Annotated in this window: 17 protein-coding genes and 1 pseudogene; 7 read left to right on the top strand and 11 right to left on the bottom strand. The window is 56.8% G+C overall.

Annotated features, from left to right (window positions below; all coding sequences use genetic code 11):
* Positions 1-38: 38 nt before the first annotated feature.
* Both ACVWZF_RS00090 and ACVWZF_RS00085 read right to left on the bottom strand, forming a co-directional pair.
* Positions 39-1,520: a glycosyltransferase gene (locus tag ACVWZF_RS00090; protein WP_457410556.1), complete on the bottom strand. Its 1,482-nt coding sequence runs from the start codon at positions 1,518-1,520 to the stop codon at positions 39-41.
* Between the two features lie 187 nt (positions 1,521-1,707).
* A complete protein-coding gene (locus tag ACVWZF_RS00085; protein WP_414329203.1) occupies positions 1,708-2,169 on the bottom strand; it encodes a YlqD family protein in 462 nt (153 codons plus the stop codon).
* Positions 2,170-2,448: 279 nt separating this feature from the next.
* On the opposite strand from ACVWZF_RS00085, the gene hemC reads away from it, so the two are divergent.
* Positions 2,449-3,435 carry a hydroxymethylbilane synthase gene (gene hemC, locus ACVWZF_RS00080; protein ID WP_457410554.1) on the top strand — a complete coding sequence of 329 codons (987 nt, stop codon included), beginning with the start codon at positions 2,449-2,451 and terminating at the stop codon, positions 3,433-3,435.
* A gap of 1,051 nt (positions 3,436-4,486) precedes the next feature.
* Here hemC and ACVWZF_RS00075 read toward each other — a convergent pair.
* The 9 genes from ACVWZF_RS00075 to ACVWZF_RS00035 form a co-directional block, all read right to left on the bottom strand.
* Positions 4,487-5,977, bottom strand: coding sequence for a DUF2157 domain-containing protein (locus ACVWZF_RS00075; RefSeq protein WP_457410552.1), 1,491 nt, complete (start codon positions 5,975-5,977; stop codon positions 4,487-4,489).
* A gap of 17 nt (positions 5,978-5,994) precedes the next feature.
* Positions 5,995-6,741, bottom strand: a complete 747-nt coding sequence (purC, locus tag ACVWZF_RS00070) for a phosphoribosylaminoimidazolesuccinocarboxamide synthase (RefSeq protein ID WP_457410550.1) — start codon at positions 6,739-6,741, stop codon at positions 5,995-5,997.
* Between the two features lie 10 nt (positions 6,742-6,751).
* A complete protein-coding gene (locus ACVWZF_RS00065; protein WP_457410548.1) occupies positions 6,752-8,311 on the bottom strand; it encodes a sugar transferase in 1,560 nt (519 codons plus the stop codon).
* Positions 8,312-8,664: 353 nt separating this feature from the next.
* Positions 8,665-9,402, bottom strand: coding sequence for a class I SAM-dependent methyltransferase (locus tag ACVWZF_RS00060; protein ID WP_457394230.1), 738 nt, complete (start codon positions 9,400-9,402; stop codon positions 8,665-8,667).
* Between the two features lie 77 nt (positions 9,403-9,479).
* Complete coding sequence (locus ACVWZF_RS00055; protein ID WP_041436581.1) at positions 9,480-10,379, bottom strand: FAD-dependent thymidylate synthase; 900 nt, start codon at positions 10,377-10,379, stop codon at positions 9,480-9,482.
* A gap of 174 nt (positions 10,380-10,553) precedes the next feature.
* Positions 10,554-11,324 (bottom strand): DUF4397 domain-containing protein, encoded by a 771-nt coding sequence (locus ACVWZF_RS00050; protein WP_414388065.1) that lies wholly within the window; start codon positions 11,322-11,324, stop codon positions 10,554-10,556.
* 183 nt (positions 11,325-11,507) lie between these two features.
* Positions 11,508-12,803 carry a bifunctional sterol desaturase/short chain dehydrogenase gene (locus tag ACVWZF_RS00045; RefSeq protein WP_457394349.1) on the bottom strand — a complete coding sequence of 432 codons (1,296 nt, stop codon included), beginning with the start codon at positions 12,801-12,803 and terminating at the stop codon, positions 11,508-11,510.
* Positions 12,804-12,948: 145 nt separating this feature from the next.
* Positions 12,949-13,473 (bottom strand): DUF192 domain-containing protein, encoded by a 525-nt coding sequence (locus tag ACVWZF_RS00040; RefSeq protein ID WP_414352063.1) that lies wholly within the window; start codon positions 13,471-13,473, stop codon positions 12,949-12,951.
* 72 nt (positions 13,474-13,545) lie between these two features.
* Complete coding sequence (locus ACVWZF_RS00035) at positions 13,546-13,722, bottom strand: hypothetical protein (RefSeq protein ID WP_414380870.1); 177 nt, start codon at positions 13,720-13,722, stop codon at positions 13,546-13,548.
* Between the two features lie 84 nt (positions 13,723-13,806).
* On the opposite strand from ACVWZF_RS00035, the gene ACVWZF_RS00030 reads away from it, so the two are divergent.
* The 6 genes and pseudogenes from ACVWZF_RS00030 to ACVWZF_RS00005 form a co-directional block, all read left to right on the top strand.
* Complete coding sequence (locus ACVWZF_RS00030) at positions 13,807-15,090, top strand: serpin family protein (RefSeq protein ID WP_457410546.1); 1,284 nt, start codon at positions 13,807-13,809, stop codon at positions 15,088-15,090.
* Between the two features lie 137 nt (positions 15,091-15,227).
* Entirely contained in the window at positions 15,228-16,445 is a 1,218-nt protein-coding gene (locus ACVWZF_RS00025; RefSeq protein WP_457410595.1) for an RNA-guided endonuclease InsQ/TnpB family protein, read from the top strand.
* A gap of 68 nt (positions 16,446-16,513) precedes the next feature.
* Complete coding sequence (locus tag ACVWZF_RS00020; protein ID WP_414350202.1) at positions 16,514-17,128, top strand: Uma2 family endonuclease; 615 nt, start codon at positions 16,514-16,516, stop codon at positions 17,126-17,128.
* A 93-nt stretch (positions 17,129-17,221) separates the two neighbouring features.
* Entirely contained in the window at positions 17,222-17,809 is a 588-nt protein-coding gene (locus tag ACVWZF_RS00015) for a hypothetical protein (protein ID WP_457410544.1), read from the top strand.
* Positions 17,810-17,991: 182 nt separating this feature from the next.
* Positions 17,992-18,834: a PAS domain-containing protein gene (locus ACVWZF_RS00010; RefSeq protein ID WP_457410542.1), complete on the top strand. Its 843-nt coding sequence runs from the start codon at positions 17,992-17,994 to the stop codon at positions 18,832-18,834.
* 26 nt (positions 18,835-18,860) lie between these two features.
* Positions 18,861-18,937: pseudogene (locus tag ACVWZF_RS00005) on the top strand (IS5-like element ISSoc13 family transposase); the annotation flags it as partial.

Genomic DNA, 18,937 nt, shown 5'->3' with positions numbered 1-18,937 from the left:
TTGACTAGGATAGCAGGATTGGATCCAACTTGCTGACCTCAAGCGCCGTGATGAACAGTTTTCACCCACCTTAGGCGCTTGGGCTGTACACACATGCGAGCGGTTGTGGCGATCATAACCGGCAGCCAGTGGAGCATGTAGACCAAGCCCAGGGCGGTGTGCCACCAAAGTCGCCGTCCGCGCAAGCCCTCCACCTGGCGTAGCCCCCGGTAAAAAGCCACCGTCAGGCAGCCCATCACCAGAGCATTCAAGGGGAGCAGCACCGAGGAGTGGCCCGTCAACAGCACCCAGAGGGTATCGGGAACCAAGGCCATCGGCAGCAAGTACTGAGAAATAAAGAAGGCCCAGAGATCTACTGTTTTGGCCATCCCCATCCGGCGACCGAGGATCCCTGGCCAGTAGTCGAGATAGCGCTGGTAGCCCCCTTCCGCCCAGCGGCAGCGCTGGTGCCAGAGACTTTTCCAAGAGGTGACCCCTTCTTCGACGATGGCCGGCTCCGTCAGAAAGGCGATATCTACGCCCGCCAGGTGCAGCTTGAAGGTGAGATCCAGGTCGTCAGTGAGGGTGGCCTCGTTCCAGCCGCCGCACTTTTCCAAAACATCTCGCCGCACCAGTTGGCCGTTGCCACGTAGCTCGCCAATACCCCTCACAGCCACGCGCTGCTGCTGGAAGTAAGCATCAGAGGCCATTTCCGCCACCTGCCCCAAAGTCCAGAAGTTGACGTTGGGGTTGCTCAGGGCCTTGCGCACCTGGACAGCGCCTACCGTCCGTCTGCTGAAACGGCTGCGCAGGCTTCCCACTTGAACAAACAAGGGCAGAGTGCGGGCAAGAAAATCCGAAGGCACCACAGCATCGGCATCGCAGACCAGGATGATCTCCCCTTGAGTCAGGGGCAGTACCTCGTTGAGGGCACCGGACTTGCCCCCCCCTCGTCCTGGCTGCCGCCGGTAAACCCGCAGATGCGGGATCCGCTTTTGGGCTTCCCGCAGAACTTCAGGGGTGGCATCGCTGCTGTTGTCGTCGATGGCCCACAGCTCCAGATGGCTGGTGGGGTAACGGAGCTGGGTCAAGCTGTGCAACAGCCGTGGGAGCACTGCGCTCTCATTCTTGGCTGGGATCAACACAGCCACACGGGGCAAGGCCAGCCCGCCCAACTCAGAAAGCCCGCTCTGCCCATCCCGTTGCATTGGCAGGACAGAGTCATTGTTGTTAGGGTCATCGCTGTTATCTGTTGACCTGGGATCCCGGCGGGTCGTGTCGGCAGAAGGAAGTCTCAGAGGGGGTAGGGAGGCCGCCGGTTGTAGGCGAAACAACCGACTGATGTGGATCACCATGAACGTGGCCAGACCAACGGTGATCCAACGGGCCGTCGGCACCACATGCATCAGGCTGACCAACCCCCACACCATGGCCAGAACCAGCAGAGCCTTGAGACGGCGGCGCTGGGCCGAGGTGAGCAACCAATCGGGAAGATGAAGATCCTCGAGAGGCTCTGGCTCTGACCAGACGAACTCAGACATGGGAATCCTCCCCCGGGCGGCAATGTTACCCAACCTCGCCAGCCTGTGCGAGCGTTAACCCAAAGGCTGTTAAGAGGTTGTTACCTATTGTCACCCATTGTGTTGGCGAAACGGAGTTCTCGAGAACCTACAGGCGAGAAAAATTGGGGATCCCGACTGCCGCTTCTCCGGCAAGGGGGTGAGTAGCCTATGGGTTACCGCGAATCTCTTTGATCACCCCATCTTCCAGAAGGATCTCGACCTGCATTTTCTGGATCAGGTTGTCTCCTTTTTGGACTCGGAAGAAGCTCTCCACATTGCCCTGCAGCACTTCTTGGTTAAGCTCCAGGGTGCTCAGTTGGTTGATCTGCTGCAACAATTGGTTTTTCTGATCCAAGAGGCGGATTTTCTGCTCGTTCACGCGGCTTTTCACCGCTTCCACCTGTTGGAGCACTTGGGGGCTGTTGGGGTTGGGGCTCTGTTTCTCCAGTTCGGCAATAGCCCGCTTGCCCTGAAACTCCAGCTGTTGCATCTGAGCATCGGTGGCTTCGATCTGCCGCTCCAATTGCTCCTGCATTTCCTTTTTCCAAAGGGGTGTGACCACCACCTTGATGGGAATGTTGCGCTTGAGCAGTAATTGAGTGCCGTTGCTGACGTTGTTTTCTTCCATAAGACTCATCCAGGCAGACGACCAACCAAACCAGGGGCTTGTGCCCATTGTAGAAAGCTCCCCTCAAAAGCTCTGGGGTTGGGGAAGAGGAGCTTGACAGACCGGATCCTCCCCCGCCGAGCCGGAGAATCCATCTACTTATCCTACCGGCTGGGATCCCTGCGGTAAAGTCTTGATTTCGGGAAGCTGCAATTTTGGTTAAGGATCTTAAAGGCCGCCGCCTTGCCCTGGCACAGATTCGGCTAGCGTGAGAAACAGTGCTCTTTTTTTGCGGCAGCCATGAGCGAACGGGCCTCGACCCCTTCCAAGCCCTCTGCTGGGATCACCAAGCCGGTGCGGATTGCCTCTCGAAAAAGCGAGTTGGCTTTGGTGCAGACCCAGTGGGTGATGGGTCAGTTGCAAGAACACCATCCGGGATTACCTCTGGAGCTCAACACCCTTTCCACCCAGGGAGACATCATCCTGGATGTGGCACTGGCCAAAATTGGGGACAAAGGTCTTTTTACCAAGGAATTGGAAGTTAGCCTGCTCAACGGCAGCAGCGACTTGGCGGTACACAGCCTTAAAGACTTACCCACCCGCCTGCCGGAGGGCTTGATGTTGGGAGCAATTACGCAGCGGGAGGATCCGTTGGACGCTTTGGTGCTGCGAGAGGAGCTGCGCAGCTACCAACTGGCCACCCTGCCAGAGGGGACGGTGATCGGCACTTCATCGCTGCGGCGGCTGGCCCAACTGCGCCATGCCTTTCCCCACTTGCACTTTAAGGATGTGCGGGGCAACCTCAACACCCGCTTGGCCAAGCTGGAGAGGGGAGAGTACGACGGCCTTATTTTGGCAGTGGCCGGGTTGAAGCGCCTGGGCAAAGCCGACCGGATCCACGAGGTGCTGGATCCCAGCGTGTCTCTGTACGCGGTTGGCCAGGGATCCCTGGGAATCGAGTGTCGGCAGGGAGATGAGCGGATTCTGGAGCTTATCCGACCCTTGGCCGATGCGGAGGCCACAGCCCGCTGCTTGGCAGAGCGAGCTTTCCTGCGGGCTTTGGAAGGAGGGTGTCAAGTGCCCATTGGCGTTCACAGCCAAGTCCAAGGGGAGGCGCTGCACCTAACCGGTATGGTGGCCGACCTGGATGGCCGGCGGCTCATCCGCGACAGCCAAATGGGATCCACCGCCGATCCCGAGGCAGTGGGGATGGCTCTTGCAGAAAAGCTAAAACAGCAGGGGGCCGACGAGATTTTGCAAGCCATTTTTGCCCAGGCCCGCCGTTAGGCTTTCCTACTTTTTCTGAGTAGGCTTTGAGAACTTCAGCTAGGGTCAGCTGAAGAAAAGGGGGAACAATGAAGTCCCCCCTACGTGAATTGCACTCAAATGGGAAATTCGCATTCGCAGCAGCAGTATCTAAGCTCTAGCTTAGCTTGCAAAACCGCCGTATCATCTTGAACTACTAAGGTCACTCGGTTGTTGGCAATCTCTGCCGGCGAGAGGGTTAGAGTTTTGGTGAAGGTTTGGCCAGGCGGACTTGGGGAAGTATACAAAAACCCCGCTTGAGTTAAAGTCCCGCCGTTGTATAGGTAGTACTTGTCGTTCCCGGCATTAGGAGTTGTGTTACTTGTTGCCTGCAAGTTATTGCGATAGGTAAACGTAAGGGTGCCTCCCATCCGGCAGCCCGTTTTACAAGGGGGGCTCCATTGGAAGGTATGAGCAAAGAGTTTATTGGCTTGGGGCTCTCCCCAGTTGACTGTCCCGAAAGGGCCCTGGAGAGTTGTCCAAATTTGGGGTGGAACCTCCGATGGCAGGGGGGAAGCAGGGTTTGGCGGAGGAGCGCTGAGGGTTACTGAGCGCAACACCATGGGTCTCGAGCACGGAAGGCCAGGCAGAGGTTTTGGCGAAGGTGGGGAAGGAATCTGGCGGAAAAGCTCATCTAAAACCTCTGAGGGTTCTCCCGGAGACCTGGGAGCTAATCGAGGGGAGGGGCTCAATCTTTCAGGGCCAGGTATAGGCTGCCTGGCTGGCCCTGGAGCCTGAGCCACCAAAAAATGATCTCGAGCCAAGGCAGTACCTGGAAGAAAACCACTCTCCCAAAGGGGCGTAAGTAGCAAAGCCAAAATGCCTAGACGCAGTCCTATGTATTCTCCAAATCTTGATAGAGATGCCCACTTCCTTCTCAGCTCAAGCCAAAGCTGAGAATTTACTAGCAAAGACATTGGGGAATACAAGCAGGTTCCTTAAACTTTGTAAATTCTTGTGAATTCCAGCTCAATTCCAGCTTTTTCCTTTGCTTGATCATGTAGCGGGGCTTGGCTTCCTAGAAGGGCAAGAATTAGAGACGGGAGAAAATCCGCCGCTCAAATTTCAGCCCCAGCCAGATTACCCCGATCCCACAGGCCACCAACACCGCCGACTTGGCCAACAGGCCGGTTGGGTACTCGAAAAAGCGGGTCAGCACCACCAGGGTTAGCCCCAACAGTCCCTGCCAGAAGCGCCCCCGCCGCCCTTGCTGTAGCCCTTCCCAGCAGAGCACTGCTGACAGCCCCAGCAACAGCAAGGTCACTATCCAGGGGGCAAAGAGGACCAAGGCTGCTCCTGCCGTCACGTTCAAAGGCACAGCGCTGCCGATCCCCAGCAAAAGCGCCAAGGCAACCAGAGAAATCAGAACAGCAGCATCCTTCAGCCAAGACGAAACGGGCTGGGATCTCTTCTCCTGCCAACCCTGCCACCAGCCCCAGCCCGTCAGCAGCAGCAACCCCACTGCCGACAAGCTCGCCCAGGGATCCCCAACGTTCCAGAGGGGATCCTCGGAAAGATCGACCCACGTCCCGACAAAGCTCCAGACATAGAGCAGGACACCCAGCCCCAGCAGAGCCAAGTTCTGGGCTGTCGGGGCCAAATCCAAGCCTTGCTCCAGCTCGCCGGGAAGCTCTGGATCCCTTCCTTCAGTTAAAACCCGGCTTAGCCAAGGCTTATGGCGTTGGTGCCACAGACCCAACCCCCACACAACTGCAACACCAAGCAGATGCAAAAGGGTTAAACCTTGGAAAGAGCTGCCCAAACGCTCGGCTAACCCTTGCAACGCCAGGCCAAAGTTCACCACGGCCAGGGCAAAAACCCAGCGAGAGCAACACCAATAGGCCAGAGGAACCAGCAGGCCCAGGGTCAACCAAGGATAGAGGAAGTTGACAGTCCCCCAATCCACGAAGTCGGCTACCATCCCCAAGCCCAGCAGAAGGCAGGCCAGTACACCACTGGGGCTGTGACGCAAGCCGTAGGCCATGGCCAAACCGCCCATCCCCCAGGCCCAAAACAGGCCTGCCGCGGATCCGCCAAGCTGAACCCACTGCGCCATCAGGCCAATACAGGCTCCCAGGGTCAGTTCACCGGCTATCAGCAGGGCGCTGCCCAGCCGTCGGGATCCCTGCTGCCAAACCTGGAAGCCAGCCACCTGCAGCCCTACCATGAGGGCCAAGCACCCCCAGGCTCTTGCCCAGCGGGGAATGGCAGCCCAGTTGGCCGCCACGAAGGAGATCACCCCCAGGCCTACCAGAACTGCGCCAAACAGTAGCAGCACCAAGACAAAACGGCTGCCGGCCGCTCGGGGCAAGCTATCCAGTTGGTAGTACTCCCACAGCCGATCCCGCTGCTCAGGTTCAATCAACCCCTGCTCCACCCAGGTGTTCAGCAGGTCGGCCAGTTGGCGGCGGAAACGCTCGCCGGGGTAGGGGGGGCGGGGAGAGGTCATGGCGGGATCCCGACAAGCGAAAGGAGGCTCGGGCGTTAAAGGAGTGGGATCGCTGAGGCGATTATAGTCCCTCACCCCTGGCTCCTCTCCCTCTAGGAGAGAAGGAATTGGGATCCCACTGCCTGAAGCACCCGCTGCAACACCTCCTGGTAGCCAGCCACCGGATCCCCCAGATCAAAGCGAAAGAGATCCTTGTCCAGCACTCGCGGCTCGGATCCCCCCCGATCCCAAAGGCGGCAGGTGTCGGGGCTAATCTCATCCGCTAGCCAGATCTGCCCTTGCTCGTCCAGGCCAAACTCCAGCTTAAAGTCCACCAACTCTAGGCGGCAGCTTCGCCAGAAAGCCTGCAGATGGTTGTTGATGGCCAAAGCCAGGGATCCCAAGCGCTCCACCTGCTCCGGCGTGGCCAACTGCAATAGGCGGATGTGATCTGGGGTCACCAAGGGATCCCCCAAGGCATCGTTTTTGTAATAGAACTCCACCAGCGGCGGCTCGATGGGAAGGCCCTGCTCCAGGCCCAGCCGTCGGCAGAGGCTACCCGCTGTGCGGTTGCGCACCACCACTTCCAAAGGCAGGATGTGCAAGGCTCGCACCTGCATCTCGGTGGGGCCGGTTTGGGCCAAGAAATGGTTGGGGATCCCTTGCTGCGCCAGGTAGGCAAACACATGGCTGGAGACGGTGCAATTCACCTCTCCCTTGCCGGCGATGGATCCCCGCTTTTGGGCGTTGAAGGCCGTGGCGTCGTCTTTGTATTGGCAAAGATAAACCCTGGGATCGGCAGTGCGGTAGATGCGCTTGGCCTTGCCCTCGTAGAGCAGCTCTTGGGGGGAGAATGGCATACGCTAACCCCTAGTATCCGGCCAGCCGTCCGCGGATCCCTTGCCAGAGGGTAATGGCCAGGATGCGCAGATCCAGCCACAGCGACCAGTTTTGCACATAGTAGAGATCATACTGGGTGCGGCGGGCAATGCTGGTATCTCCCCGCAGGCCGTGGATCTGGGCCCAGCCGGTGAGGCCGCTTTTCACCAAATGCCGATCAGGATACTTGGGGATCTCCTGGCTAAACTGCTCGACAAAGTAGGGCCGCTCTGGGCGGGGGCCCACTAGGCTCATTTCCCCTTTCAGGACGTTCCACAGTTGGGGCAGCTCGTCCAGGTTGGTGCGGCGCAAAAAGGCTCCTATCTTGGTTCGGCGCGGATCCCCGGGGCGCGTCCAGCCCGGCTGGCCAGCTGCCTCAGCATCCACTCGCATGGTGCGGAACTTGGCAATCCAAAAGCGACGCCCGTCCAAGCTCACCCGCTCTTGCCAATACAGAATGGGGCCAGGACTGCTGCAGGCTACCAGCAGGGCAATAATCAAAAACAGAGGGCTAAGCAAGATCAGGCCCAGGGAAGCTCCTAGGATGTCTACAGCTCGCTTGAGGAACCGGTTGTGGGCGTAGCGCAAAGGGGGCTGACGCAGAGTTAGCAGCGGGATCCCGTCGAGAGACTGCAGGCTGAAGTTCACCGTTAAAAAACTTAAGATATCCGGCACCAAGCGCACCTGCACCGACAATGTTTGCAAACTGAGCAACAGAGGAGCAGTTGCCAGCTCCGGTTGCCCAAACCACACCTCCTGCACTTCTGGGTGGGCTTGCAGATAGGCAATCAAATGGACCAGATCCAGACGCTCAAGAGCCGACCAGGAAGGCTCAAGCTGACTGCACAAGCAGGAGAGGGTTCCTCGGGATGAGCCGGACAGAGTCCTGTCGGCAGACTCAACCCCGCCAGAGGTAGGGCGGGCGGTGTTTAGTACTGGATATGAATCTTGACAGGGATCCCCATTTTGAGATGGGAGATCTTCCTCAAAAGAGCCTTGCTCTACGCCTGCCCAGGCGACTACCTGGAAGCCCAACTGCGGGGATCGCTGCAATCGCTCCAACACTTCCGCCAACACCGACCAGGATCCCACCCAGATGACCTGCCGCCGACCGTAGCCCCTAGAGCACAACCAGCCCATGCCCAGCCGCAACCCCACCCGTACCAAAGTCAAACTCAGCAGAGCCAACAAGCCGGCGTAGCCCACCACCAGCCGCGACAAAGAGACCGAGCGAACGAAAAAGGCCCCTGCCAGCACCAAACCAAACGTCAATCCCAACCCCACCAGCAAACTGGCCCATTCTTCAAAGCGAGACAAGCGCTTCGACTCACCGTATCCGCCTAAGCCCGCCTGAATGCCCCAATAACTGAGGGCGGTCAACAATCCCAAGGCCGCGTAGACATCCCAAGGCAAGAGCTGATGAGGACGCAAGCTGCGCAGCCAGTAGCCCGCCCCAAAGGCCAACCAAATACAAAGGCCATCGCCAAAACAGGCCAAGGGCACCCACAAACGATGCAGATCCAGACGAGTTTTATAGCCGCGTTCGGCCAAGGGTTATCTCCTTCGGCATCAAGACTGTTGACAATCTTACAGAAAAGATTGTGCATCTGAGGCTATTGGACAAGATCAGTGTTGACCAAAACTTGAATGGGTAGCCCTCACCAGATAATTCTATTGACGGCCCTTCCCAGCTTCAAAGGACTTCATGCTGCTGACACAAAATAAGTTCTTTAAGTAATTGGGATCCTCATCATGCAAGAGATAAAAATCCCTGTTGAGTGGGTTAAGTACCTTCGGAAAAGGCTGTTGTAGAAACTACCAGAATTGCAGACATTGGATGTCGAAACATGAGAGTTTAAGCAATGATCAAAGTGCAGTCTGAGAACAGCAATGATGACAGGATACTACGATTTCGTTGCCGGGCCGGCTACTGCCAGCAGAGATACACCAAAGGGCAGAGAAAACTTAGGTATCAGATAGGCTTCTGCAGCAAAAATACCCGTCAGCAGTCGATTGAGCCAAAGCGGCGGCATTTTCAGATCTTGGCTTTCCCTCAGGCGAAGCACTTTCTGCATTATGCGGATCCCTGAAATGATTGGGAAAAGAAAACTGTTGAAGAAAACAAGGGTATAAACTTCTAGACCTGAGCTTTTAAGCAACGACAAAAGTTGCCCGCGGGTATATCGTCTCTTGTGATGATTAAGCTCATCATGTAAACTCCACAGCCACGGATAAGCCGGAACAGTTACAACTAAGTAGCCAGATGGGGTTAACCTTTGACTGAGGGCTAGGAGAGCTTCTTTGTCATTCTCCAGATGCTCCAGCACATCCAGCAAAGCAATCAAATCAAATCGTTGAGAACCAAAGGGGATCTGGTTTGGCAACTCCCCCTCTGCCACGATCCCAATACCGCGAGCTTGGGCCAGCGGCAGTGCAATTTCACTCTTTTCCATAGCCCAAACTTTGCCAAATCTGGACAACATCTCCAGGTTGCCGCCGCTACCACAGCCAGCTTCCAAAATATAAGCAGAGGGGGGAAGCGACAGGGATCCAATAACCCGACTCAGAATGTGACGGCGACCCAAAAACCACCAATGCCGGTCTTCCAAGCCTGCCATTTGCTCATAAGCTTCGGGATCCATACCCGTAACCCAACAAAAGATCAAAAACAGGATTAGCCGCAGAAGGGGTTAGCAGAGCATATCTATCTAAACTAAGTTTAGGGGGATAATCGAGCCTTTCCCCAGCGATGCTTACGATACCAGGCCGCCACGTGGGGACACCACGCTTCAAAGTGGGGCCAAATCAGTTCACACAGATGTTGAATTTCTCGTTGAGCATCTTCTTTGGCTCGTAAATCCAAAAAATGCATTAGACTACGGCAATTGAAAGAGACCACGAAGTGTTGTCGGATCCCGTAGCCAATGATGTTACGGGCATCTTCATAGGGCAATCCGCACTCTTCTACCAGGCGATAATAAGCAATGGCCTGGCTGCGATATTGCGCAAGAATGATATCCAAAGCTGCGGGGGAGATGGGCTTGCAGCCCTGGCGGGTTTTGGCTTTGCCCTCCTTGACGCTGGCAGGAACGTAAAACAAAGTTTCCAGCTCTTGCAAAGACAAGGAGGACTCCGTCCCGCCACTGTGCTCCGCAATGTGCTCCGCACCGCTGTCGCGATAGGCCTCCGGCCCGCTGACGCGATCGCTGACGCAACCGTAGCCGGTCTCGCCAACAGGAGCAGCAGTCTCGGTTGTGCTCCGCACCGCTGACGCGAACAAGAGCTTTTTGCCCAAATCGGCAATTTGCTGGCCTGTATATCGGAAGGATTGAACATCAAAAGAAATTCCCACCCGATGAGTACGGGCCTGTTGCATGACGGCGTGGGGAAAATAGCCCACCCCAAAGGTGATCTGAGGATGCTCTAGAGGCCCATAGTGGCCACGGTTGCCCTCCAGCAAATGCCGCACCACGGCCTCTCCATACTTTTCCGGGATCCGGCTTTCTGAGGTGACAAAATCAGGGCTGTAATCCTGGTGCATTGCCTGGTAGATGACCCGTTCTGGATCTGGGGTTTGATTCAGCACCACAACTTGAAACAAAGCATCCACAGGCTGCATCCCCTAGTGCTTCGCACCGCATGTTAGGATTCTGAGATCCTTGTAAGATCATATTGGCAGCGGAGAACGCCAACGGCATTGGCCTGCTCCACCACAGAGCATATTCCCTATCTGCCCCCACCCTGAGGTATTCCTTAACTCAGTGTAAGGAGAAGAGAGACCGAAACACCTTGGCTATAGGAGCCTGCGAGCTCGAGTTTCCTCTGCCAGCACCAGGCTTAGGGCCGGATTGCTGCGCAACAATCCCGCTACATAGAGGGTATAGACTTTCCCCGCCTCCAGCTGCAGGTCAAACCGCTGCAGGGGAATGCTCCGGCTGGGAGCCGACTGCACACCTGGCGCGGAGGCTGAAGGGGCTATGGCCACTTGAATTTGGGTAAAGCCGGGGCGCATAGCTTGAAAGGTGGATACTTGTCCAAACGCCAACTGGGGCAGCAGTACCCGCCCTTGCTCCCCTTGCCATTGCAGGGCCGGCGCATCAGGGGCAGCGTGGACAAACCGCACCAGGGCTTGATCAAAGGGCGGATGGATGTTGTCTTCCAGCACCAGGGCCGTCATGCGATTCGGCTCGTTGGCAGCAACCACCGAGAATACTCCCCCGCCCCTGAGATTGGCTACGGTTCTGGCCGCAACCGCAGAACTCGCAGGCTGGCCAGGGTTCTCAGGCGTTGAAAACAAAACAATGTCGTACTCGCCCGCCGGTATGCGCACGTACTCGCTCACCGAGCCATAGGCTATGCCCCGAGCAGCTCTCACCCCTCCCACTTCCAAGTCGATCCGAGGGGCATTGGGGGCCACATGCACCAAGCGCACTTGGACTTCAGAAACTCCCGCAGATGCCGAAGGCATCGGGATGGCACAGCCGGACAAAAGCCCCGACATCAACGATCCACCCACCACGCAGAGTACTGCGCTCACCCACTGTCGCACCATGTTCACGCTCACTCCTACTCCTCACACCCAACGCTCATCAGGGATCGAACTGCTGTATTTCTGCAAACCCAAGGAGGGCACTCTCGCTCCCCAAAAGTTCCCATTGGCACGCCAAGGAACCTGCTCTTGTCTTACTCCACTTTTGCGCCCAATGCCATAGAGCTATGGAACGGGTTGGGATCTAGTTCCTTTTAACTAAACCAAAGGCAAATCACCGGACTCGGCCCCACCTGCAGGATCTGGGTTGGGGGCAGGGATCCCTGGCTGGGGAGACCGACGGCTAAACAAGCGGAAATAAGTGCTCACAGCCAGCTCTTTCAGGGGGAAAAGCAAGTAGGTCAGGGGGTTGATGGTGACGATGATGTTGCGGCAGTCTCGTTTGGCCTGGGCCAAGATCTGAGCGGCCACCCAATCTCCCGACATAACCCCGATGGGATTGAGCTTGCTCTTGAAGGGGCCGAGGATGAGCTTGCGCACTGTGCAGGGAGCATCGAGGCGGCGCAGAGTAACCAGATCGCCTAGGGCCCGCTTGGAGAGCTCGTAGAGGGGACTGAAAGCAGGGCTAGCCTCAGCCTCTGAGGTGTTCACCCACACCTCTTTGGTGGCCATCTCAGGGTTGCCGCGCACCGTCTGGAAGAACAGCTCCATTAGGCGCCAACTGGAGAAAGTGTTGACGGCATAGGACTGGCGGACAGACTCGGGATCCCGTTGCCTGTGGACGTTCAGGCCGTGGTTGAGCACCAAGATATCCACCCGCTCCAGCAGCTCTGCCAGGGATCCCTCTTGCCCCACCTGCCAGCGAACGGTCTCCACCGGCTGGATCTGGCCGTCCACTTCGATGTGAACCGAATCCGAATGGGAGCTGAGGGCGATGACTTTGGCCCCCTGCTGGTGAAAATGCTTGAGCAAGGCCCGGCCCAGGGTGCCGGAGGCGCCGGTGACGGCTACTCGCTTGCCTTTCAAGGAGAGACTGGTGCCCATGAGCCGATCTACGAGAGTCAGGGTGCCGCAAAAATAGGCGTTGGTATCGTCGAAGTGGTGCCGCCAGTGGTAGGCGCGGTTGACATGCCATTGGCTGGGAGGAACGGGGAAAGGCCCCGGCTGGTGGGTGATATCCGTCTGCAGGGCCAGCCCCCAACCCCGCAGCATACCAGCCACCCAGAAACTGGCCGAGTAGACCACCCCCACCGCTGCCGCCAGGCCGTACAGCAGGGATCCCTGGCCCAATACCACCACCCAAGGGATCCCGGCCAGGATCATCGTCGCCGCTTCGGGAACGTCGTGGTGCCACTGGGATTCTCGGTACAGCTGTGCATCCACCACGCTAAGGTCGGGGCGGAACAGGCGGTGGTGCAGGATGTGTTTGGGCATCAGCCAGGGCCACCGGTGGGCCAGCCAATGGCGCACATCCCGCACGATCTCAGCCCAAAGGATGGAGGCTAGGGCGACAGCCCCCACCCCTATCCAATGACTTACGCTGCTGACATCCATAGACTCGCTTGCGGTGGCCAAACCAATCCTGAGCTCGCGGTCGCCTCTTTTATGGACTCAGTTGGCGACTCTCAAAAATCATCGCAAAAATTCTTCAAAAGATCATCTTCGAGCCCGTCTTCCTTGTCCCCAAGGGAGGGAGAGATCAAGGGGCTGCGGGCTGAAGCTCTCGGATCTCGACCGGATCTCCAACGGCCAAACCCAAAGCAGCAGCCGTCCCGCCACGGAACTCCAGCACACCGTCCACCAACTGGGAAGGAGGCGGCCCATAGGTGGGGCAGGGTTGGGCGGGGCAGCCGGGCACATCGGCGGCAATGTACACCACCTTGCCTTGGTGAAGGAAAATGATGTCCAGGTTGATCAGGGTGTTGAACATCCAAAAAGAAGCTGGCTGGGGCGGATCAAAGGGAAACCACATGCCCCGATCCGGCGGCAAATCGGTGCGAAACATCAGGCCCAAGCGCTGTTGCTCAGGGGTGCGGGCCACCTCTAGCTCAAAGCGTTGGCCGGCAAGGGTGACTTCGGCTTCAACCGGCAGTTGCTGGGGCTGCCCTATGGCTGGGGGGGATGGAGAGATGGCTTCGGTTACCTGAGTTTGTGAGGCGGGAGATCTCTCCGTGGCAGCAGTACATCCCAAGCCGGATCCCAGGAGCAGTAGAGCCAGGCCCAAGGCGACTCTGCACCCTTTTGGAACGTGTATCGTGAACAGAACCATGTGGCACTCTCCTGTGCAGGCTTCATCCTATCGCGCCAGACGCTGCTGCTGCGACTTGACCAGCCAGACGCAGGAAGTTCCCCCCTGGGAGAGCCTTGCCAATTCTTGCTTGCCGGAAGCGGCCTGTGCTTTTCCCCCTTGAGCGCAGCCGGAATGGCGGCCCTGGGCAAGGGCAGCCCACAACCGACCCGATAGCATAGCCATAGACTTTATCGTTCCCCACCCTGCCAGGAGAGCCGTATGAAAGACCCTTTCAATTTCAATTTCAATAGATTCAATAGATCCTCGGTGAGCCGGATCCCTCTTCTGGCTCTGCTGGGTTTACTGAGCCTGGGCCTCTGGCCCACTCACGGGATGGGATCCCGTTCACAGGAAACCCCGGTGCGGATTCCCTTTGAGCCAACGGTGACCTATGGGGAAGGGTATGGGGAAAAGACCGTGGCCCAACAAGCCCAAAGCCGCTTTGCGCTGAAACTGTTTGATCACCTGCTCCGTCAGCAGCCCCAAGAGAACCTCTTTTTCTCCCCCTTGAGCATCCGCCTGGCCCTGAGCATGCTCTACAACGGCGCCTCTGGGGAGACTCAAACGGCAATGGCCGAGGTGCTGGAGGCACAGGACCTTTCCCTCAATGAGTTGAACTGGAGCAATGCCCAAATGGTGGGCTGGCTGGCGGAGGGATCCCCGGCAGGAGGGCCAGTCCAGGTGCAAATGGCCAACGGCCTCTGGGTGGATCAAACCCTCACCTTACAGCCCCAGTTTTTGCAGGCTTTGGCCACCTACTACCAAGCGGTGGTGAATCGGGTGAATTTGGGATCCCGGCAAACGGTGAACCAGATCAACGGCTGGGTGGCCGAGCGCACCCAGGGCAAGATCAACCGCATTGTGGATCGCCTCAGCCGCGAGGATTTGATGGTTTTGCTCAATGCCATCTACTTCAAAGGCGAGTGGACTCAGCCCTTCGATCCGGAGCGCACCCAAACTCAGCCCTTTACTCGGTTGGATGGCCGCCGCGTCCGAGTACCCATGATGGTTCAATCAGGTCGTTACGACTACCTGGAAACCGAGCAGTTGCAGGTGGTGAGCCTGCCCTACGGGGAAGGAGAACTGGAAATGCTGATCCTGCTGCCCAAGAAGGGAGTGAAGCTGGAATCGCTGCGGGCAGAGCTGAGCCCGGAAACTTGGCAAGAATGGACGGGATCCCTGCGCCCCCGTGCCGGTTCGGTACGGATCCCGAGATTTGAATTGGCTTATGAAACGGATCTCACTTCAGTTCTACAACAGTTGGGCCTGGGGATTGCCTTTTCCAACCGAGCCGACTTCAGCCAGATGACCCCAGAGCCAGCGCGGATCAGCAGAGTCCTGCACAAAGCAGCAATTGAAGTGAACGAAGAGGGATCCGAGGCGGCAGCCGCTACTGGGGTGATCGTCTCCCGGACTGCTGTCGACCGGCAAGAGCCCTTTCAATTTGTGGCAGATCGGCCCTTCTGGTTTGCCATTGTGGCCTCCGGATCCGGCGGCAACCCAGCGGCCCAAACCGTGTTGTTCATGGGATCCCTGGTGGATCCTAAATAAGGGGATCCCTCAGGGCAGCTTGCTGACTTCTTACCGGGCGTGCAGATCGCTCTTCAGCTAGAAATCGCAGGAGCCCCGCACTGTACCCGTAGGGTCAGTGCCGGGAGAAATGCGCTTTGATGAAGTACAATGAACTTATGAGCCAAGTCCTGACCATATCCTGTAAGCTCAAGGCGTTCCCGTCACAAGCCGCCAAATTGGACGCGACGATGGATGTCTTTGTGCAGGCATTGAACTGGGTCAACCAGAACACGCCGGAGAAGATCGTCAACGCGGTCAAACTGCAATCCCTTTGCTACTACGAGATTCGAGCTCGGTTCGGCTTGTCCAGTAACTTGGCTCAACAGGTGTGCAGACGGGTGGCGGGCGCTCGCAAAGTGGCGAGACAGCGCAACCGTCCGGTTAAAGAGTTCAAGCGTAGGTTCGTTACCTACGATGCACGTATCTTTTCATTCCGCGAGAAAGACTGGACGGTGTCGCTGACCACGGTGGAAGGGAGAGAACGCTTTGAACTAGCCATTAGCAACTACCAGCGTGGGATGCTGGCTGGTTCTAACCCCAAATCGGCCACCCTAGTCCAGCGGAAGGACGGCTCCTACTACATCCAGATTTGCGTAGAGAAAAACCCGCCCAAGCAACAAGATACCGACAGGGTGATCGGGGTGGACTTTGGAAGGACAGATATTGCCCATACGTCAGAGGGGGACAACTGGAATGGACAGCAGTTGAACAGAGTCCGAGACCACTACTCCCGGTTGAGGGCGGTACTCCAACGCAAAGCCAGTAAGGGCACACGCAGTTCGCGGCGCAGATGCAGAGAACTGTTGCAACGGCTGTCTGGCAAGGAGAGACGCTTTCAAGTGTGGGTCAATCATCGCATCTCCAAAGCTATTGTCTCTAGGGCAAAAGCTACCAACAGCGCTATTGCTCTGGAAGACCTGACAGGGATCCGGGAAAGGGTCAATCAACAGCCACGCAGCAAAACCGAAAGGCGCAGGGCCAACAGTTGGGCGTTCTACCAGCTACGCCAGTTTCTGGAATACAAGGCGAGAGTTGCAGGGGTTTCTCTGATTCTTGTGCCGCCCGCCTACACGTCGCAGACCTGCCACAAGTGTTTGCACATCCATCCCGATCCTGCGCAATCCTATCGCAGTGGCAAGTCGTTCAAGTGTGGGCACTGTGGATGGGAAGGGGATGCGGATTTGAATGGTGCGAATGTGATTGCGCTTTTGGGGGCTGCTGTAAACCAGCCTAGAGGTTCGTGGTTGGCTTGCCAACTGCAGGGCTACCGTTCGCGCCAGCGGGCCGGAGGCCTTAAGCCCGCCCTGTACTGCGAAGCAGTCAGGGTCGGGTAGTTTACGATGTGTTGACCCCAGACCGGCTCCCTTGGTTGGTTTAGCCGTTTTTCATTGCGGAGGTCATGATGGTCGAGGTTTTGGAAAGAGAAAAATTGGCCGAGGCACCTGCTGATAGTTCTCCGGCAGCTTCTCGAAAAATTTGGACTGACGAAGAGTTTATGGCTTTACCGGAGGATGGCAATCGCTATGAGGTTGTGAACGGAGAACTGGTTACCGTGGGCTCGGCAGGTGCAAAGCATGGGTACTACGTAAGTTTGATTCACATCATTCTGGGCTCCTACGTTCGCAGTCAAAGGATTGGATTTACCTTCGATTCCGATACTTCCTTCAAAATGAAATCCGGTAATCGCCGCTCTCCGGATTGTTCTTTTTTTTCCAAAGAACGACTGCAATCTCTGGGCGGGATCCCAAGGGGTTATATTGAGGGATCCCCAGACTTGGCTGTAGAAGTTCTCTCCGATGCCAACACCGTTGGAGAGATCCATGATAGGCTCGTTGAGTATTTTGAGAATGGATCCCGGCTGGTCTGGATCATTCATCCTGAAGAGAAATACGTTCTGGTCTATCGCCGGCCTGAGCCTGAAGCATTGAAGAAACCCGGCGACATCCTGGAAGGTGGAGAGGTGATCCCTGGATTTGCGCTGGATTTATCAGAGTTTTTTGCCGAGCCGGAGTTGTAGTTTTTCACCAACGCAATGCCCGGATAAGATGCCTTCAGCGCCTAGGGAAAAGCAACCCCTGTTAAGCTAGCCTAAGCAGTGGGATCCCATTTCATGGCACCGGTCTATCCGCAGGTTCTGGAGCGCAATCCCAAACGGCTGCGCATTGCCCTACAACGGTTCACTTCCCAGCAACTGGCTTGGCGGGCGGCAGCAGGCTTGGTGCTGCTGATTGTGGGATCCCAACTGTGGGCTCGTTCGCCGCTGTTGGGTTTGGTGGCTGTGGGGATGGGCCTGTGGGCTGGGATCCCTTGGGGGCTAGGCCAGATCTTGAGCCTAGATCGAGAGAGGCAGGTGGTGACCCTGACCCACCTGCGTGGCCCTTGGGGGATTTGGCGGCAGCAGGTGTTTTCCTATCCCTTGGCTCAGTTGCAAGGAGTGCGGCTGCATCGAGTGGGTCAGGAAGTTTTGGATAACCAAGCTCAAGAGAGTTTTCAGGTCCAAAGCCAAGTGCGGCTGCAGTTTCACAGCGATCCTTCTAAACCGGAGCTGAACGAGGAGGTCATCGCCTGCTTTAGCAGCCAAGTCGGCATCAAAGGGGACGAACCAGAAGCTTTCGTGCTCTCTCAGCGGCTGGTGCGCTGGATTCAGAACTATCTATCCGAACACTCAGGAAACCTAAGAAACAACTCTTCACCCTGAAAGCCCCCTTTTCGAGGATACTGCCCCACCGTTCCAGTAGACTCAAACTTTGCTCTCCTTTTCGGGGAGTTTTCGGGGAGATGGGGAATTGTTGGCACAGTGCTTGATCCTGGGTTAGAAATGCTACCGAAAAGCAGCGTACTCCTTGACACTTTCTAAACTTAACTTAATCGACAACCTTCATGAGCGCCTCCTGGGATCTGGTCAACCTGCTTACCTTACTCAACTGGAACACTCTGCCCGGATGGCTTTGGCTGCTCCTTTGGGGATCCTCACTGGCCGTGGTGATGTACTGGCAAAAGCGCTGGCTGCAGCGGGATCAGGTGGGTTTTCCCGATGTCATCATGCTGGCGCGTGCAGATACGACGGTGGTGGAATGTAACGAAGCTTGCCAGAAAATCTTGGGGGATTGGCGGGGCAGGCGCTGGATCGACGTGCTGCCGGCAGAAGAGCAAGAGCAGGTGCGGCAAAAGATAGCCCACCTTACCCCTCAGCAGCCTACCTTCACCCGAGTTGGCAGGGTATCGGATGCGTCGGGGCAGGTGCGGTGGTTTGAGTGGATCAACCAAGGCATTTTTGACCGGCGGGGCCGCTTGCAGTTTATTCGCGGCGTGGGCCGAGACATTACCGAGAAGAAACAGTTGGAAGAAAACCTGCGGCTGCGGGAGGCCCAACTGCGCACCTTGTTGGATGCCCTGCCATTGGCGGTGTGGGCCAGGGATCCCCAGGGAGTGCTAATTTTGCAAAATGCCACCGACCGCGCCTGGTTTGGCGATCTGCTGGGTACTTCTCTGGTGGGTACTTCTCTGGAGGAGGTGGCTCAGCAACATCCCCACTGGCCGGAGTACACCTCTCAAGTTCTATCCGACGTAGAGCGGCAAGGGTTTTGCCAATTCGAAGGTAAGGAAATGATTCAAGGCCAGGAGCGCTACACCTATCGCTTCGCTGTAAAGCTTCAGGATCAGTCTAAAGGATTAGGGCTTCTCGGCATTGTCCTAGGTCGTGTTGATCTTATGTTAGGATAGAGAGAATAATTTATAGAGGAAAGAGGATGAAGTTGGTTTTTTTAGATGAAAACAAATGGCAGAAGATATTGGCTTTTTTACAGACAGAAGAGAGAGTTAACAT

It is taken from the genome of Thermostichus sp. OS-CIW-30 (assembly GCF_054060215.1).
Note: the sequence above shows the minus strand (reverse complement) of the source record. Positions and strands in the feature narration are given on the sequence as shown.

Excerpts from the sequence above, each read along its gene's own strand:
- purC (WP_457410550.1), bottom strand. The coding sequence starts at position 6,741 with ATGCCATTCTCCCCCCAAGAGCTGCTCTACGAGGGCAAGGCCAAGCGC.
- ACVWZF_RS00085 (WP_414329203.1), bottom strand. The coding sequence starts at position 2,169 with ATGGAAGAAAACAACGTCAGCAACGGCACTCAATTACTGCTCAAGCGC.
- ACVWZF_RS00045 (WP_457394349.1), bottom strand. The coding sequence starts at position 12,803 with ATGGATGTCAGCAGCGTAAGTCATTGGATAGGGGTGGGGGCTGTCGCC.
- ACVWZF_RS00020 (WP_414350202.1), top strand. The coding sequence starts at position 16,514 with ATGGTCGAGGTTTTGGAAAGAGAAAAATTGGCCGAGGCACCTGCTGAT.
- ACVWZF_RS00090 (WP_457410556.1), bottom strand. The coding sequence starts at position 1,520 with ATGTCTGAGTTCGTCTGGTCAGAGCCAGAGCCTCTCGAGGATCTTCAT.
- ACVWZF_RS00060 (WP_457394230.1), bottom strand. The coding sequence starts at position 9,402 with ATGGATCCCGAAGCTTATGAGCAAATGGCAGGCTTGGAAGACCGGCAT.
- ACVWZF_RS00035 (WP_414380870.1), bottom strand. The coding sequence starts at position 13,722 with ATGGCTATGCTATCGGGTCGGTTGTGGGCTGCCCTTGCCCAGGGCCGC.
- ACVWZF_RS00010 (WP_457410542.1), top strand. The coding sequence starts at position 17,992 with ATGAGCGCCTCCTGGGATCTGGTCAACCTGCTTACCTTACTCAACTGG.
- ACVWZF_RS00055 (WP_041436581.1), bottom strand. The coding sequence starts at position 10,379 with ATGCAGCCTGTGGATGCTTTGTTTCAAGTTGTGGTGCTGAATCAAACC.
- ACVWZF_RS00015 (WP_457410544.1), top strand. The coding sequence starts at position 17,222 with ATGGCACCGGTCTATCCGCAGGTTCTGGAGCGCAATCCCAAACGGCTG.
- ACVWZF_RS00025 (WP_457410595.1), top strand. The coding sequence starts at position 15,228 with ATGAGCCAAGTCCTGACCATATCCTGTAAGCTCAAGGCGTTCCCGTCA.
- hemC (WP_457410554.1), top strand. The coding sequence starts at position 2,449 with ATGAGCGAACGGGCCTCGACCCCTTCCAAGCCCTCTGCTGGGATCACC.